This is a genomic window from Pseudomonas sp. GW821-FHT09C08 (assembly GCF_059418125.1).
Window position 1 is genome coordinate 44,576 of sequence record NZ_JBWKPG010000004.1, and the last position, 15,789, is coordinate 60,364.

Below are 15,789 nucleotides of genomic sequence, written 5' to 3' on the forward strand. Positions count from 1 at the left end.
GGCCCGCATGAGTGATCACTACGCCGAGCTGCTGATGTATGTCGCGCCGGACCCCATCCAACAGGCCAACCAACAGTGGTTGACGCGAATCCTGGAGCGCCTGGGCCTGGGCCGGCGCGACGCCGCGCATCTGGACCTGCTCGGCTTGTGGCTGGCCCCTGAACTGCTCGTTACCCAGACCTGCGGCTACCCGCTGATGACCCAGCTGCGTGGTCAGGTGCGCGTCATCGGCCGGCCACGTTATGAGTTGCCGCACAGCCGCAACGGCGCCCATTGCAGCCTGCTGCTGACCCGCGAGGACAACCCGCACACCGACCTGGCGCAGTTCTACAACAGCCGTGGCGTGATCAATGGCCACGACTCCAACAGCGGCATGAACCTGCTGCGCGAACGCTTGGCGCCGTTGCAGCAGGACGGTCGGTTTTTTTCCAGCGTCGGCATCAGTGGTGCCCATCGCGAGAGCCTGCGCTGGTTGCGCGAGGACCGTGCCGACCTGGCCGCCATCGACAGCGTTACTTACGACTACCTGGCCCGTTTCGCCCCGCAGGAAGTGGCGGGGCTGCGCGTGGTGAGCCACAGCGCGCCGAGCCCGACCTTGCCCTACATCGGCCCGCACAGCTTGAGTGAGGCGCAGGCTGCAACGATTCGTGCGGCCATGAACCTGGCGTTGCAGGACTTGCCGCACGTGGTTGAAACCCTCGGCTTGCATGCGGTGCTGCCGGCCAGCGAAGACGACTATCAGGTACTCCTCGACTACCAGCAGTACGCCTCCAGCCTTGGCTACCCGGTGCTTGAATAAGGTTATATAAAAATACCTTTTAAATATTATTAAAGAATAAGCAGCCTTGCTAGGATCGCCCCACCGGAACACCGGACATAACGCGCAACCTACTCAGATGGAGCCACTATGTCCGGCGCCGACACTTCTCACAGCGATTACGTGGGCGGATTATTCCGCAGTCATTACGACTGGCTGTGCGGCCGTTTGCACCGCCACCTCGATTCGCGCGCGCACGCCGAAGACATCGCCGCCGACACCTTCGTCCAGCTGCTGAGTTCGCCGTCGGTGGAGCCTATCCGCCAGCCCCGCGCCTTGCTCACCACCATCGCCCAGCGCCTGATGTACCAGCTGTGGCGCCGTCGTGACCTGGAGCGCGCCTACCTCGACGCCCTCGATACCGACGACACCTGCACCGCGCCGTCGCCCGAAGACCTGGCGCAAATGCTCGAAGCCCTGCAAGCCATCGACCAGTTGCTCGACGGCTTGCCGGCGAAGGTCAAGGCGACCTTTCTGCTGTCGCAACTCAATGGCCTGACCTACCCGCAAATCGCCGCCGAGCTGGGCATTTCCCAGCGCTCGGTCAGCGACTACATGACCCGCGCCTTCAATCGATGCCTGCGGCTGTGCCTGGAATGAATGACGAACTGATCGACAGCGCCACGCAGTGGTACGTGCTGCTGCGTTCCGGCCAGGCCACGGCGCAGGATTGGCAGCGTTATCACCAATGGCGCGCGGCCGATCCCCGCCATGATGCCTTGTGCCGGCAGTTGGAAACCCGCCTCGGGGTGTTCCAGGTGCCGCAGGCGCAAGGCGTCAGCGGCAAAGTCGTGCAGCAGGCGTTGGAGGCGCCGTCCAGTCGCCGCCAGGTATTGCAGATCGCCCTGGCCGGCGCCGGCGTGGCCGTCGGCGCGGTGCTGCTGGCCAAACCCATGGGGCTGCCGGAACTCACGGCGGATGTGCGCACCGGCACCGGCGAGCGGCGCACCGTAACCCTGGATGACGGCAGCGAATTGCTGCTCAACGCCCAGAGCGCGGCCGACATTCAGTTCGACCCGCAACGGCGCCTGGTGCGCCTGCGCGAAGGTGAACTGCTGGCCAAGGTCGCCAGTGATCGCCTGCGGCCGTTTCTGATCCAGACCGACCAGGCGCGCCTGCGCGCCTACGGTAACCGCTTTCTGGTGCGTGAGCGCGAAGGGCAGGGCCAGGTCGTCGCGCTCAACGGCGCCGTCGAAATCGATGGGCAGAACGGCGAGCGCCTGCAACTGGCCGCCGGCCATGAAGTGCATTACGACCGCACGGGCTTCGGCCCGATGCAGGCGAGTTCTTCCGGCGCCACTGCCTGGGTCGACGGCTTCCTGCAAGTGCGCGACCGTCCGCTGGCTGAGGTCATCGACGCGCTGCGCCCCTACCACCAGGGCGTGCTGCGCCTGGATCCGGCCGTGGCCGAGTTGCGCGTGAGTGGCCTGTACCGCCTGGACAATCCCCAGCAGATCCTCGACACCCTGGCGCGCACCTTGCCGATCCATATCACCCGCCGCACCGGCCTGTGGGTGACCGTTAGTGCGGCCTGATTTTTTGTGGGCGTTGGCTTGCTTGCAATGCCTGCCCGTTACATCGCGTCGATGCCATCGCAGGCACGCCAGCGCCTACAGGGTTTGCGCTTCGAAAGTGGGTTCTAAGGACATAACCAAACGATCTGCAAGTTTTCCCGCGGCCGTCCCACATCACTCCCGTAAGCGCTGCGGGGAGCAGCGTTCTCGAGTTTCCTTGGGGGGAGCCAAAGTGAATCAGTTCAACCGTGTGCCGCTGCGAACCTTTGCCCTGGTGCCGTTGGCCAGTCTGTTTTTTTCGTTTGCCGCCAGTGCCGAAGAGGCGCGCCAGGTCTACCACATCGCGCCCGGCCCGCTGGATGAGGTGTTGCTGGACATCAGTCGCCAGAGCGGCCAGGTGATTTCGTTTACGCCGCAACTGGGCAATTATTCCTCGGCCCGTGTCGACGGTTCGCTGTCTGCGCAACAGGCGGTCGACGCCGCGCTCAAGGGCACCGGCCTGCACGTACAGGTCAGCCCGGACGGCGCCTTTGTGATCAAGGAAGGCGCGGCCAAAAGTGCCCAGGCCACCAGCAGCGTCAAGGCCCAGACCAGCGCCGCCCAGGCACCGACCCTGGACCGCGTGGTGGCCATCGGCACCCGCCGCAGTGACGCCACCGCCCTGACCAGCGCGGCCCCGGTGGACGTGATCAACGCCGCAGAACTCAAGCAAACCGGCGCCACCAGCCTTAACCAGGCGCTGTTCCAGCTGCTGCCCTCGTTCAACTTTCCGCAGAACAACAGCGCCACGCGCGGGCAGGATCCCAAGGGGGCCTCGCTGCGTGGCCTGTCACCCGACCAGACCCTGGTGCTGATCAACGGCAAGCGCCGGCACACCTCGGCGGTGGTGAATATCTCCGGTGGCGTGCCGTTCATTGGCGCGCAGCCGGTGGACCTGGACATGATCCCCATCAGCGCCATCCACCATGTCGAAGTGCTGCGTGATGGCGCCTCGGCGCAGTACGGCTCGGATGCGGTGGCCGGGGTGGTCAACATCGTGCTCAAGGAGCGTGACAGCGGCGGTGGCATCAACACGCAACTGGGCAAGTACGCCCAGGGCGATGGCTTCAGCAAGACCACCGACGGCTGGTACGGCATCGGTTTGCCGGGGGATGGTTTCCTCACGCTGAGCTTCAACACCCTGAACAACAAGCCCGACGATATCGGCGACAAGTACGTCGCCGACGGCCAGTTGCAAGACCCGCGTTGGGGCGGGGCCGGGCGCGACAAATACAACCTGGCGGCGAATGCCGAGATTGGCCTGAACGATCAATGGCGGCTCTACAGCTTCGCCACCTTCGGCCAGGACACCTCGGTCAACAACACGCCGCCGCTGTTGGCCAGCAGCCCGAACAACGTCGCGTCGATCTACCCCGGCGGCACGATTCCCAAGTACCGCTACCGCTATGAAGACGGCGCCGTCACCGTGGGCACGCGCTATGAAGACGAATCCATCGGCCGCTTCGACCTGAGCGCGACGTATGGCCGTGACGAGCACGACGAGTTGGCGTTCAACACCGTCAACCCGAGCTATGGCGCCAACAGCCCGACCAAATTCAACGTCGCGACGCTGGTCAACGATCAGACCAACCTCACCCTCGACTATGCCAAGGACCTCGACGTGAACTGGTCCAGCCATCCGCTGACCGTCTCCGCTGGCGTGGCCTACCGGCACGAGCAATATCGCCTCGAGGCCGGGGACTACGACTCCTACTCCTACGGCGGTATCGACAACGTGCAGGTGGGCGCGGTGCAAGCGTCGGGCTTGACCCCGGACGATGCCGGCACCTTCAAGCGCGATGTCGGCGGCGTGTATTTCGGCCTGGAAAACCAGGTCACCGACAAGCTGCAAGTCGGCGTCGCCGGGCGCACCGAGCACTACTCGGACTTCGGTTCCGCCACCACCGGCAAGCTCTCGGCGCGCTATGACTTCACCCCGCAAGTGGGGCTGCGCGGCACGATCAACAATGCCTATCACGCGCCAAGCCTGGGCCAGATCGGCACGTCTTGGACCACCACCACCAACCTCGATGCCAACGGCAACCCGGTGCTGACCCGCATGCTGCCGGCCGACAACCCGGCAGCGCGGGCCCTCGGCGCACAGCCGCTCAAGCCGGAGAAGTCCACCAACTACTCGCTGGGATTGGTACTGCGTCCTACCGAGCATGCCTCGCTGACCATCGACGCCTACCAGATTTCGATTCGCGACCGCCTGTTGTTCAGCGGCGGTATCTCGGGGCCGTTGGCTGAGCAGATCCTCACCAATGCCGGCTACGGCCAGTACTCCTGGGCGCAGTTCATGACCAACGCCGCCGACACCCGCACCCGGGGCGTCGACATCGTCGGCAAGTACAACCTGGACCTGGCGCAGTTCGGTGACCTGAACCTGTCGGCCGGCTACACCAAGGCGCGCACCACCATCGAGAAAGTCCACGAGAACCCCAACGGTTTCGAGGTGCTGACCCGCGAAGCCCGGGGCTTTATCGAGCACGGCTACCCCGAAGACAAGCTGGTGTTCGGCGCGGTGCACACACTCAACCAATGGACCATCGCCCTCAACCAGACCCGTTACGGCAAGTACCGCAAATACGCGGCCGCCGAAGCCAACGCCCAGTACGACCAGGTGTTCAGTGCGCAATGGACCACTGACCTGGACGTGAACTACGCGTTCACCAAGCAGCTGCGGGTGTCGGTCGGTGTGAACAACCTGTTCGACAGCAAGCCCGATGACTTCAACAGCCGCCTGCGCCAGACGCCGGGGCAGCAATACAGCTACCTGTCGCCGACCGCGCCGGAAGGGGCGTTCTACTACACGCGGCTCAGTTATGACTTTTAAACCCTGATCTTGAAGGGTGTGGAGATCAACTGTGGGAGCTGGCTTGCCTGCGATTGCATCACCTCGGTCTTCCTGAAAAACCGAGGTGTCTGCATCGCAGGCAAGCCAGCTCCCACACTGACACTGCCCACTCTGGATCTGTTTTGAATCTCCAAGAGGCTACTCATGAGAACACTAAAAAACCTGCTCGGTGGCTCGCTATTGGCACTCACCGTCCTGGCACAATCAGCCACGGCCGCCGAACCTGCCAAACCCATCCACTTCGGTGACATCACCTGGGAAAGCGGCAGCCTGATCACCGAGGTCCTGCGCCTGATTGTCGAGAAAGGCTACGGCCTGCCCACCGACACCTTGCCCGGCAGCACCGTGAGCCTGGAAGCGGCCCTGGCCAAGGACGATATCCAGGTGATCGGCGAAGAGTGGGCCGGGCGCAGTCCGGCGTGGGTCAAGGCCGAAAGCGAAGGCAAAGTGTTCGGCCTGGGCGACACGGTCAAGGGCGCGACCGAAGGGTGGTGGGTGCCGGAATACGTGATCAAGGGCGACGCGGCACGCGGTATCAAACCGTTGGCGCCGGACCTCAAGTCGGTGGCCGACCTGGCGCGCTACAAGGATGTGTTCCGCGATCCCGAAGACCCGACGCGTGGGCGTTTCCTCAACAGCCCAACCGGCTGGACCTCGGAGATCGTCAACAGCCAGAAACTCAAGGCCTACAAGCTCACTGACAGCTTCGTCAACTTCCGCACCGGCTCCGGCGCGGCGCTGGACGCCGAGGTGGCGTCGTCGATCCGGCGTGGCAAGCCGGTGTTGTTCTACTACTGGTCGCCGACCCCGCTGCTGGGGCGTTTCAAGCTGATCAAGCTGGAAGAACCGCCGTTCAACGCCGAAGCCTGGAAGACGTTGTCCGACGCGAAAAACCCCAACCCGATCGGCACCCGTTCGATGCCGGCGCGCCTGGCGATTGGCGTGTCCGCGCCGTTCAAGGCGCAGTACCCGCAACTGGTGAGCGTGTTTGAGAAGGTCGACCTGCCGATTGATCTGCTCAACGGCATCCTCGGGGACATGAGTGAGAAACGCACCCCGCCCCGCCAGGTGGCGGAAGCCTTCCTCAAGGACCATCCGCAGGTCTGGCAGCAATGGGTTCCGGCGGATGTCGCCGCCAAGGTCAAGGAGGCGCTGTGATGCTGAAGATGTTTGCTGGCGTCGTCCTCTCGTTGATCGCCGGCCAGGTGTTGGCCGCCGAACCCGCCACCTTGCGCATCGGCTACCAGAAAAGCTCGGTGAGCATGGTCCTCGCCCGTGAGCACAAACTCTTCGAAGCGGCGTTGCCGGGTACCCAGGTGCAGTGGATTGAATTCCTCGGCGGCCCGCCGCTGATCGAAGCCCTCAACGGCGGCAGCCTGGACATCGGCAATATCGGCGACATTCCGCCGATCTTCGCCCAGGCCGCCGGCATCGAATTGCAGTACTTTGCCGTCGAGCCCAACGAGGGCAAATCCGAAGCCGTGCTGGTGCCCAAGAACAGCAACGTGCAAAGCGTGGCCGAACTCAAGGGCAAGCGCGTGGCGTTGCTCAAGGGCTCCAGCGCGCACAACCTGTTCCTAAAAAGCCTGCTGCGCGCGGGCTTGCAATGGAAGGACGTTGACGTGGTGTACCTGTCGCCCTCGGATGGGCGCGCCGCCTTTGAACAGGGCAAGGTCGACGCCTGGGTGGTGTGGGATCCGTACTATTCGGCGGCGGTGGTCGACGGCTCCGCCCGCGTGCTCGGCGATGGCCAGGGCCTCAATCCTGCGGGCACGTTCTTCGTCGCCAGCAGCGCGTTTGTGCAACAGCACCCGCAAGCCATCGGCCCGATTATCCAGACCCTGGCCAAGGCGCAGCGCCTGTCTCTCGACCAGCCCGAGGAAAGCATCGCGCTGATGGCCAAGACCCTGGGCCTGCCTCCGGCGGTGGTCAAGAGCTACTTCGAACACCGTTCATCGACAGCTATCCGCCCGTTGCAAGCCAGCGACATCGCCACTCAGCAACGCACCGCCGACCTGTTCTTCGCCAACGGCCTGATCCCGAAAAAGGTCGATGTGCAGCAAGTCGTCTTCAAGGCCCCTTGACCTCGCAGGGGCCCGGCAAGCCGGGCTCCTACGCAGGCGGGCAGGCGCTATTCCATTATCAGTGAGCAGACTATGCAACCGATCTACATCGACTTTCTCAACGGCCTCGACATCGACGAGCTGGGCCTTACTAACGATGAAATCCTCGCCGCCATCGAAGCCAGCCTGGATATCCAGGGCCGGGGCGAGGCGGTGATCGAGCCGCGTACCCACCTGATTCCCGGCGGCGGTATCAACGGCCACTTCAACGTACTGCGCGGTGTACTCGGCGGTGATATCGGCTACGCCGGCGTCAAGGTGGTGGGCGATTTTGTCGACAACTACCGCAAGGGCCTGCCCTCGGAATTGGCGATTCTCAACCTGCTGGACCCGGCCACGGGCATCCCCAGGGCGATCCTCGACGCTTCGGCGATTACCGACATGCGCACCGGCGCGGTCACCGCCATTGGCGCCAAATACCTGGCCCGGCCCGACAGCAAAGTGCTGGCGCATATCGGCGCGCGCGGCACCGCATACTGGAACGTGCGGCTGCTCAATCACCTGTTCGACTTCGAGGAAATCCGCGTGCATTCGCGCCGCAGCGAAAGCCGCGAAGCCTTCGCCGAGCGCCTGCGCCGCGACCTCGGCAAACCGGTGATTGTCACCGACGACTGGGAGTCCACCGTGCGCGGCGCCGACATCGTGGTCGAAGCCTCGCGCCTGGAGCAACCCGAGCCGTTGCTGCGTACCGACTGGATCAAGCCCGGCGCCTTTGTCGTGCCCTACGGCACCATGAGCGCGGTGGAGCTGTCGCTCACCGACATCATGAGCAAGCTGGTGGTGGATGATTGGGGCCAGTGCAAGGGCGGCATGTTTGGCGCGTTGCGTGCGCATGTGGACGCCGGAAAACTCAGCGCCGAGACCTTGTACGCCGAGTTGGGGCAGATCGTCGCCGGCTTGAAAAGCGGCCGTGACAACCCCGAGGAAACCATCCTGTTCTGGCACCGCGGCTTGAGCCTCAGCGACATCGCCCTGGGCCATGCGTTGCTGGAAAAAGCCAAGCGCCTGGGGATTGGCCAGCGGCTGCGCTGGGCATGATTCACTTCGATCCCCAAGGGTTGGCGCTCGCCGATTTGCTGGCGATTGCCCGGCAGGATGCCCCGGCGGATTTCACCGTCCAGGCGCGACAACGTATCGACGCAGGCCATCGGTTGCTGCTCGAGTTGGCGGCCGCAGGCACACCGATCTATGGCGTGACCACCGGCCTCGGTGCGGCCGTGGATACGCAGGTGGCGCCGCTGCAGGCGAACATTCCCCTGGGGCGTGCGGTGGGCGTCGGACGCCTGGCCAATCGACAGGAAGTGCGCGCGATCACGGCGGCGCGCCTGGCCGGATTGGCCCAGGGCCGCGCGGGGATTTCACCGGCGGCAGCGGACGCCTTGCTGGCGTTGCTCAACTCGGGTGTCGAGCCCGAGGTGCCGCTGCTCGGATCGCTGGGCGAGAGCGACCTGGCGCCCCTGGCACACCTGAGCCTGGCGCTGGACGTGCCGTTGACCGGCAAGGATGGCCTGGCGCTGGTGTCGGCGAATGCGGCGAGTGTCGGGCTGGGCGCCTTGCTGGTCTTCGAGGCGCGGCAGGCGTTGGAGGCCTTGATGGCGGCGCTGGCGTTGGCGTGCGAAGGCTACCGCGCCAACCTCAGCCCGTTCCAGCCGTGGGCGTCACGCCTGCGCCCGGCGCCAGGGCAGACTGACCAGTCGGCCGCGTTGTTGCAGTTGCTGGCCGGCGGCGAGCTGGCAGACCAGCCCCGCCGCCTGCAGGATCCGCTGAGCTTTCGCTGTGCCACGGTGGTCCAGGGCGCGGCGCAGCAGGCGTTGCAGCAACTGCATGCACTGGTCGAACTGGAACTGCGCAGTGGCGCGGATAACCCGGCGTTGATCAGCGAAGACGCGTTGGTCTTGGCCACCGCCAATTTCGACAGCACTCATCTGGCACTGGCCGCCGAAGGCTTGGGCCTGGCGCTGAGTCGCGTCGCCGCGTGCAGCGCCGAACGGATTGCCAAGCTGCTTTCGCCGACGTCCAGCGATCTACCGCGTTTTCTGATCACCCAGCCTGGGCACGTGGGGATGGCGGCGTTGCAGCGCACCAGCTCGGCACTGGTCGCCGAGATCGGGCATTTGGCCAATCCGTTGCCCGCTGTGAGCGTGCCGGTGGCGGACCGCGTGGAAGACTACGCCGGGCAGGCGCTGGCAGTGGTCGACAAGACCCGCCGCCTGACCGAGCGCGTGTTGTGGCTGGCAAGTATCGAGCTGATCGTGGCGGCACAGGCGGTGGACCTGCGCGGCCCCTTGCGGCTGGGGCAGGGCGTGCGGCAGATTCATGCCGCGGTGCGCAGCCGCGTGGCGCACCTGGATCAGGATCGCTCGGGCTCGGTGGATGTACTGGCGCTCGCCACCTTCCTCGAATCCAGCCCCTTCCCCCTGTAGGCGCCGGCAAGCCGGCTCCTACAGGGGTTGTGTGTGTTTATGGATTCTCGGCGGCCAGGGCGGCAATCACCGCTGGCCGCTCACCCACGCGCTGTTGAAACGCCGCCAACGCCGGCCATTCGCCCAGGTCGATAGCGTGAAATGCCGCCCAACGTAGCACCACGAACAGGTACGCATCCGCCACCGAGTACTCGCCCAGCAGGTAATCCTTGTGCTCCAAGGTCTTTACCAGCACCGCGAAACGCTTGAACAGGGTGGCCTGGAACAGGCCACGCACCTCGCCCTGGATCGCGCTGTTGAAAAACACCGCCAGCCCGCCATGAATTTCGGTGGCGATAAAATTCAGCCATTCCTGCAGACGCACACGCTCCCAGCTGCCGTTGGCGGGGGCGAGGTGGGCGGCGGGCTTGAGGTCGGCCAGGTACTGCAGGATCGCGCTGGCTTCGGTCAGTACCTGGCCGTTATCCAACTGCAGCGCGGCGACGTAGCCCTTGGGGTTGATCTGCAGGAAATCCTCGCCGTCGGCGGTGGTTTTGGCCTGGTTGTCGACCTGCACCAGCTCGAACGGCAGCGCCAATTCGCGCAACACGATATGCGGGGCGAGTGAACAGGCGTTGGGGAAGAAATACAGTTTCATCTGCGGCAGCTCCGTTGAATTTGCGCCAGTCTCACGGGCATGGCACCGTGCGTAAAATTAAACCTTCAGACCCCTGCCATAAGGACAGCTACTGCCATGATGAACCTGATGCACTGGCGCCTGCTGGTGGCCGTGGCTGATCGCGGCAGCATCACCGCCGCCGCCGAAGCGGTGGGCATGACGCAATCGGCCGCCAGCCAGGCCATGGCCAGCATGGAGGCGACCCTGGGTGCGCAGCTGTTTACCCGTGAACCGCGCAAGACCTTGCCCACTGCCTTGGGCCTGAGTGTGATCGAGCAGGCGCGGGTGATGCTCGGCGCCTTGCAGACGATTCGCAGCACCGTGGATGAAGCACGCCCGATGCTGCGTGGGACGATTCGCATCGCCAGTTTCCCGATGGTGCTCGCGACCTTTCTGACACCGCTGCTGCAACGCTTCGCGCAGTTGTACCCGGGCATCGAGGTCACCACCCTGGATGTCACCGACAACGAAGTGCTGACCCTGCTCGACGCCAACCTGATCGACCTGGGCGTGGTGCTCAACCCCAAGCCCGAGCGCAATGCCACGGTGCTGGGGCGCGATTTGTGGATGGCGGTGCTGCCGGTCAACCATGCACTGGCGCAGCGCCCGGCCGAGGCCAGCGTGTCGCTGGCGGAGTTGCTCGAACAACCGTTCGTGCTCGCCACCGGCGGTTGCACCGCCAACGCCCGCAGCCTGGGGGCCGCCGCGGGGCTGACGGTCAGCGATATCCGTGTGGAAGTGCGCGAATGGAACAGTGCCTTCAGCCTGGTGCGTGAAGGCGTCGGCGTGACGCTGGTGCCGGAAATGGCCTTGCCGGCCCAGCGCACCGGCCTGCGCGTCATGCCGCTGACGGTGCCGCTGCACCGCGAATTCGCGCTGGTGGGTTCCTCTGCCCGTGTGCCTTCGGCCGCTACCAACGCATTGTTGAAAATGCTTGCTGACTAGTGGGCTTGCATAGCGCCAAGCCCTGTCTATGCTCACCCAGAACCGTTGATGACGCTTGGCATATAAAGCGTTTCGGATGGTTATTTCCCCATGAAGGTGTGGCTGCACTGTCCAATAAATGAATGGAATGCGCCTTCGAGGCGCCGGGAATCCAGGGTGATCTGACCATGTTCAACCGCCATCACAAATCCGACCTGCTTGAAATCCAGCGTTTCTCCTGCGCACTCACCGAATCCAACGCCAAACTTGCCGCCATCAGCCGCTCCATGGCGATGATCGAGTTCGACCGCGACGGTGTGATCCTCGATGCCAACGACAACTTCTGCAAAACCATGGGCTACAGCGCCGAGGAAATACGCGGCAAACATCACCGCATCTTTTGCGACGAGGCCTACACCCACACCGACGCCTACGCCAAGCTGTGGCGCGACCTGGCGCGGGGCGAGGCCCTCAGTGGCACCTTCATGCGCTTGAACAAGCATGGCCAGGAGGTGTGGCTGGAAGCCAGCTATATGCCGGTGCTGGGCCCGGACAACCACGTACAGAGCGTGATCAAAGTCGCGTCGGATATCTCCGCGCGGGTGCACCACGAGCATGAAAACCAGAGCCTGATCGACGCCATCGGCCGCTCGATGGCGGTGATCGAGTTCACCCCGCAGGGGCAGATCATCAATGCCAATGAGAACTTCCTGAGGACGGTGCAGTACTCCCTGGATGAGATCGTCGGCCAGCACCACAGCATGTTCTGCCATCGCAGCGAGGTGGAGTCGCCGGCCTACAAGGCGTTCTGGGCTTCGCTCAATCGCGGCGAATACCACTCGCACCGCTTCGAGCGCAGGAATAAATACGGCAAGACGCTGTTCCTGGAGGCGTCCTACAACCCGATCTTCGACGCCAGCGGGCGGCTGTACAAAGTGGTCAAGTTTGCCAGCGACATCACCGACCAGGTCACCACCCTGCGCACCGCCGCCGACTCGGCCCACGCCACTTCGGTACAGAACGACGCCTGCGCACGCAAGGGCTCGGAGGTGGTGCAGCAGACCGTGCAGATCATCGAGGAGATTTCCCACGACCTGAACCAGGCGGCGCAGAGTATCGACGCGGTGAGCAAACAGTCGGACATCATCGGCGCCATCGTGCAGACCATCCGCAGCATTGCCGAGCAGACCAATATGCTTGCGCTGAACGCGGCCATTGAAGCGGCGCGGGCCGGCGAGCATGGGCGCGGTTTTGCGGTGGTGGCCGACGAGGTGCGCAGCCTTGCGGCGCGGACCAGCCAGGCGACGGTGGAGATTGTCGAGGTGGTGCGCAAAAACCACGACCTGTCGCTGAGCGCGGTGTCGAGCATGCAGTCGAGCTTGAGCCGCACAGGGCTGGGGGTGGAATTGGCGAACGAGGCGGGGCAGGTGATCCTGGAGATTCAGGAAGGCTCACGGCATGTGGTGGATGCGATCAGTCAGTTCAATTCGACGCTGCAACTGCAATAAACGCATGAAGGAGCCGGCTTGCCAGCGATAGCATCACCTCGGTTTGGATTCACCGAGGCGCCTGCATCGCCGGCAAGTCGGCGCCTACCGTTGATCAAGACTGCCTGTTAGATGGCGGCCAGGGTCTCTTTCACCGCCTGTGCCTGCGGGTCAGCGGTTTTCGCCGCTACCTGCTGCTCTTGCTGCTGCTTCAGGCGCTCGGCCACTTGCTTGGAAATGGCGTCCTGCTTTTCCTGCGACATGTTCTGCACATCCGCCTCGGTCAAGCCTTGCTCCTTGAGCAGTTGCTCACGGATGCGCTCGGCCGGGGACTTGCTCATGTAGTCAGTGAAATCGGCCCGCGCGGTGCTGGTGCTGCTGCCCGCTGCCGGCACATCGGTGGTTGCGGTGGTCGCCGCCGTGGTGGCCTGCAACTGCACGCGGGTCTTGGCAAAGGCTTCGTCGATGCGATCGTTGGCCTTGTCCAGTTCCTTCTGCGCGGCCGGTACGGTCACGCTTTGCTGCGCCGCTTGCACGGCACCGCTGTACAGCGCGCTGGCGGCAGCATTGGCGGGGTCCATGTCGGGCCGCTTGATCTGTTGAATGGTCGACACCGCTTGGGTGTTGTTGTTAACCAGCATGATCGGTCACCTGGGAAAATGGTCGGTGCCAGTGCTGGAGCAATTAGCATGCCGGGTCGCATCACCCCGGTTTTATTGGGGATGGCCTGGCCGCCGCGGCAAACATTGTCCCGCCGGCGGCCAACCGTTGCCGTCAGTGGGCGATGTTTTCCAGCGCCAGGTTGCGCGTGCGCGGGCCGAACCAACTGATGGTGATCATCACGATCAGCATACTGCTGGCAATAAACGCGAGGACGCCCGGCGTGCCCAGGTGCTCGAGGATAAACCCGATCAACAGGCTGCTGAACACCGTGGACAAGCGGCTGAACGAGTAGCAGAACCCGACCGCCCGCGCGCGGATGTTGGTGGGGAACAGTTCGCTCTGGTACGAGTGATAACTGAAGCTCAGCCAGGCGTTGCAGAAGGTGATCATCACCCCGCAGATCACCAGCCCCACCGCCGTGGTCTGCAGGGCGAACAGGCTGCCGAAGATCATCGCGCCCATGGCCGAGCCGACGATCTGCCACTTGTTTTCAAAGCGGTTGGCCACCTTCACAAACAGCAACGGCCCCAACGGGTAGGCGAGCGTGATGATAAAGGCGTACAGCAAGCTGTGGGTCACGCTCACGCCCTGGCCCGACAACAGCGCCGGCAACCAATTGCCGAAGCCGAAAAAGCCGATGGCCTGGAACACGTGGAACACAATCAGCATCAACGCGCGGCGCCGGTACGGCGGTTGCCAGATATCCGCAAATCGGCCGTTGCCCTGCACGCTGACGGCTTCGGGTTCCGGTGCATCCAGCGGTTTGCCGTGATCCTTCTGGCAGCGCGCCTCCAGGCTGTCCATGATCTGGCCGGCTTCATCGAAGCGGCCTTTTTGCGCGAGCCAGCGCGGTGACTCCGGCAAGCGCTTGCGCAGTTGCCAGATAAACAGCGCAAACACTGCACTGCTCAGCACCACCCAACGCCAGCCCGAGACCCCGAACGGCGCCTGGGGCACCAGCCACCACGACATCAGCGCCACTGCTGGCACCGACAGGAACTGAATAAAAAACGCAAAGGCGAACGCCGAGCTGCGCATGCGCTTGGGCACCAGTTCCGAGAGGTAGGCGTCGATCGTCACCAGCTCGATGCCCAGGCCGATGCCGACCAGAAAGCGCATGCAGATGATGCCCAGGGCTGAGGTCTGGATGCCCATCAGCACGGTGGCCACGGTGTACCAGATCAACGCAAAGGTGAAGATCGCCCGGCGCCCGAAACGGTCGGCGATGGGGCTGAGCAGGCTGGCGCCCAGGAACAGCCCGAGGAAGGTCGCCGAGGCGAACGCCGCCTGATCCGAGAAGCCAAACACGCCCTCGCTGCCGATGTGGAAAATCCCATCCGTGATCAGGCCGGGGCTGATGTAGGCGGTCTGGAACAGGTCATACAGCTCGAAAAAGCCGCCGATAGACAGCAACGCCACCAGGCGCCAGACGGTAGCGACGGCGGGCAGGCGGTCAATACGCGCGCTGATGTGGGCGGCGCGGACTGGGTCGATGCCGTCTGTAGCGGGGAGTGCAGGCATGGTGCGGGAAACTCAGTAAGTGATCGGAATCTCGAAATTTTCCTGGAAGGCATCATCGACCGGATGGTAACCCAACACCCGCGTGGTTTCGCTCAGGTCCAGGCGCTTGAAACGGTTATTGGAGATGCCGTGGGCGATCAGGTGCTTGACGCCCTCGGCCTCCACCGACCGTTGCAGCAGTTGCACCGCGTCACGTGGGCTGAGCCAGGCGCTGAGGTCGCGCGCGTTGTTCAGGTCGTGGGTCGCGGGGAACTCGAAGGCGCCGATGCGCAGGGCAATCGTCGACAGGGGCGTCTTGGCCGAGTAATAGCCACAGAGTGCCTCGCCGTAGCATTTGCTCACGCCGTACAGGTTGGCGGGCATGACTTGCATGCCGGGTGTGATCTGGCGATCCACCGGGTAGCCTTCGATGGTTTGCGCGCTGCTGGCGAACACCAGGCGCTGCACACCCGCGGCCACGGCGGCTTCGAACAGGTGGGTGGTGGCGAGGATGTTGTTGGGCAGCAATTCGTCGAACGTGGCGCTGGCATGGGGGATGCCGGAAAGGTGCACGATCACGTCGATGCCGTCGAGCAGGGCGGCGAGGCTGGATTTGTCGCTGAGGTCGGCCTGCACGAAGCGGTGCTCGCCGAGGTTGAAGTCCGGGGCGATACGGTCGGTGAGGGTGAAGCGGTAGCGGTCTTTCGAGGCTTCGAAAAACGTTTTGCCGATGCGACCGCAGGCGCCGGTGAGCAGTACATTGATTCCTTTCATGTGCAATTCC

Annotated in this window: 13 protein-coding genes and 2 pseudogenes; 11 read left to right on the plus strand and 4 right to left on the minus strand. The window is 64.0% G+C overall.

Going from position 1 to position 15,789, the window contains the following annotated elements; all coding sequences use genetic code 11:
- Window positions 1-7: 7 nt before the first annotated feature.
- The 8 genes from AC07OJ_RS14815 to AC07OJ_RS14850 all read left to right on the plus strand — a co-directional run bounded on the left by AC07OJ_RS14815 (window position 8) and on the right by AC07OJ_RS14850 (window position 9,773).
- Window positions 8-799, plus strand: coding sequence for a phosphate/phosphite/phosphonate ABC transporter substrate-binding protein (locus AC07OJ_RS14815; protein WP_495094724.1), 792 nt, complete (start codon window positions 8-10; stop codon window positions 797-799).
- A 108-nt stretch (window positions 800-907) separates the two neighbouring features.
- Window positions 908-1,417, plus strand: coding sequence for a sigma-70 family RNA polymerase sigma factor (locus AC07OJ_RS14820; RefSeq protein WP_065909044.1), 510 nt, complete (start codon window positions 908-910; stop codon window positions 1,415-1,417).
- Window positions 1,414-2,352: a FecR domain-containing protein gene (locus AC07OJ_RS14825; RefSeq protein ID WP_495094725.1), complete on the plus strand. Its 939-nt coding sequence runs from the start codon at window positions 1,414-1,416 to the stop codon at window positions 2,350-2,352. Before AC07OJ_RS14820 ends, AC07OJ_RS14825 begins: the two co-directional genes overlap by 4 nt.
- 211 nt (window positions 2,353-2,563) lie before the next feature.
- Window positions 2,564-5,206: a TonB-dependent receptor domain-containing protein gene (locus AC07OJ_RS14830; protein ID WP_495094726.1), complete on the plus strand. Its 2,643-nt coding sequence runs from the start codon at window positions 2,564-2,566 to the stop codon at window positions 5,204-5,206.
- A gap of 165 nt (window positions 5,207-5,371) precedes the next feature.
- Window positions 5,372-6,385, plus strand: a complete 1,014-nt coding sequence (locus tag AC07OJ_RS14835) for an ABC transporter substrate-binding protein (protein WP_282397190.1) — start codon at window positions 5,372-5,374, stop codon at window positions 6,383-6,385.
- Window positions 6,385-7,311 (plus strand): aliphatic sulfonate ABC transporter substrate-binding protein, encoded by a 927-nt coding sequence (locus tag AC07OJ_RS14840; RefSeq protein WP_282397191.1) that lies wholly within the window; start codon window positions 6,385-6,387, stop codon window positions 7,309-7,311. The genes AC07OJ_RS14835 and AC07OJ_RS14840 overlap by 1 nt, the downstream gene beginning before the upstream one ends.
- Before the next feature lie 72 nt (window positions 7,312-7,383).
- A complete protein-coding gene (locus AC07OJ_RS14845; protein WP_495094727.1) occupies window positions 7,384-8,388 on the plus strand; it encodes an ornithine cyclodeaminase family protein in 1,005 nt (334 codons plus the stop codon).
- A complete protein-coding gene (locus AC07OJ_RS14850) occupies window positions 8,385-9,773 on the plus strand; it encodes an aromatic amino acid lyase (protein WP_495094728.1) in 1,389 nt (462 codons plus the stop codon). Before AC07OJ_RS14845 ends, AC07OJ_RS14850 begins: the two co-directional genes overlap by 4 nt.
- 37 nt (window positions 9,774-9,810) lie before the next feature.
- On the opposite strand, the gene gstA is transcribed toward AC07OJ_RS14850, so the two are convergent.
- Window positions 9,811-10,410 (minus strand): glutathione transferase GstA, encoded by a 600-nt coding sequence (gene gstA / locus AC07OJ_RS14855; RefSeq protein ID WP_495094729.1) that lies wholly within the window; start codon window positions 10,408-10,410, stop codon window positions 9,811-9,813.
- A gap of 96 nt (window positions 10,411-10,506) precedes the next feature.
- Between gstA and AC07OJ_RS14860 the strand changes: the two genes are divergently transcribed.
- From AC07OJ_RS14860 to AC07OJ_RS14870, 3 genes and pseudogenes are all read left to right on the plus strand, one after another.
- The gene (locus AC07OJ_RS14860) at window positions 10,507-11,376 is read left to right on the plus strand and encodes a LysR family transcriptional regulator (protein ID WP_106802798.1); all 870 of its coding nucleotides are present in this window, start codon (window positions 10,507-10,509) and stop codon (window positions 11,374-11,376) included.
- A gap of 167 nt (window positions 11,377-11,543) precedes the next feature.
- Window positions 11,544-12,320, plus strand: a pseudogene (locus AC07OJ_RS14865) (PAS domain-containing protein); the annotation flags it as partial.
- Window positions 12,321-12,446: 126 nt separating this feature from the next.
- Window positions 12,447-12,863, plus strand: a pseudogene (locus tag AC07OJ_RS14870) (methyl-accepting chemotaxis protein); the annotation flags it as partial.
- A 107-nt stretch (window positions 12,864-12,970) separates the two neighbouring features.
- Here the strand turns inward: AC07OJ_RS14870 and AC07OJ_RS14875 are convergent.
- The 3 genes from AC07OJ_RS14875 to AC07OJ_RS14885 form a co-directional block, all read right to left on the minus strand.
- On the minus strand, window positions 12,971-13,483 hold the full coding sequence (locus AC07OJ_RS14875) for a hypothetical protein (protein WP_065909064.1): 513 nt from the start codon (window positions 13,481-13,483) through the stop codon (window positions 12,971-12,973).
- Window positions 13,484-13,616: 133 nt separating this feature from the next.
- The gene (locus AC07OJ_RS14880; RefSeq protein WP_065909065.1) at window positions 13,617-15,026 is read right to left on the minus strand and encodes an MFS transporter; all 1,410 of its coding nucleotides are present in this window, start codon (window positions 15,024-15,026) and stop codon (window positions 13,617-13,619) included.
- A 12-nt stretch (window positions 15,027-15,038) separates the two neighbouring features.
- Entirely contained in the window at window positions 15,039-15,779 is a 741-nt protein-coding gene (locus tag AC07OJ_RS14885; protein ID WP_495094730.1) for an NAD-dependent epimerase/dehydratase family protein, read from the minus strand.
- Window positions 15,780-15,789: the final 10 nt, after the last annotated feature.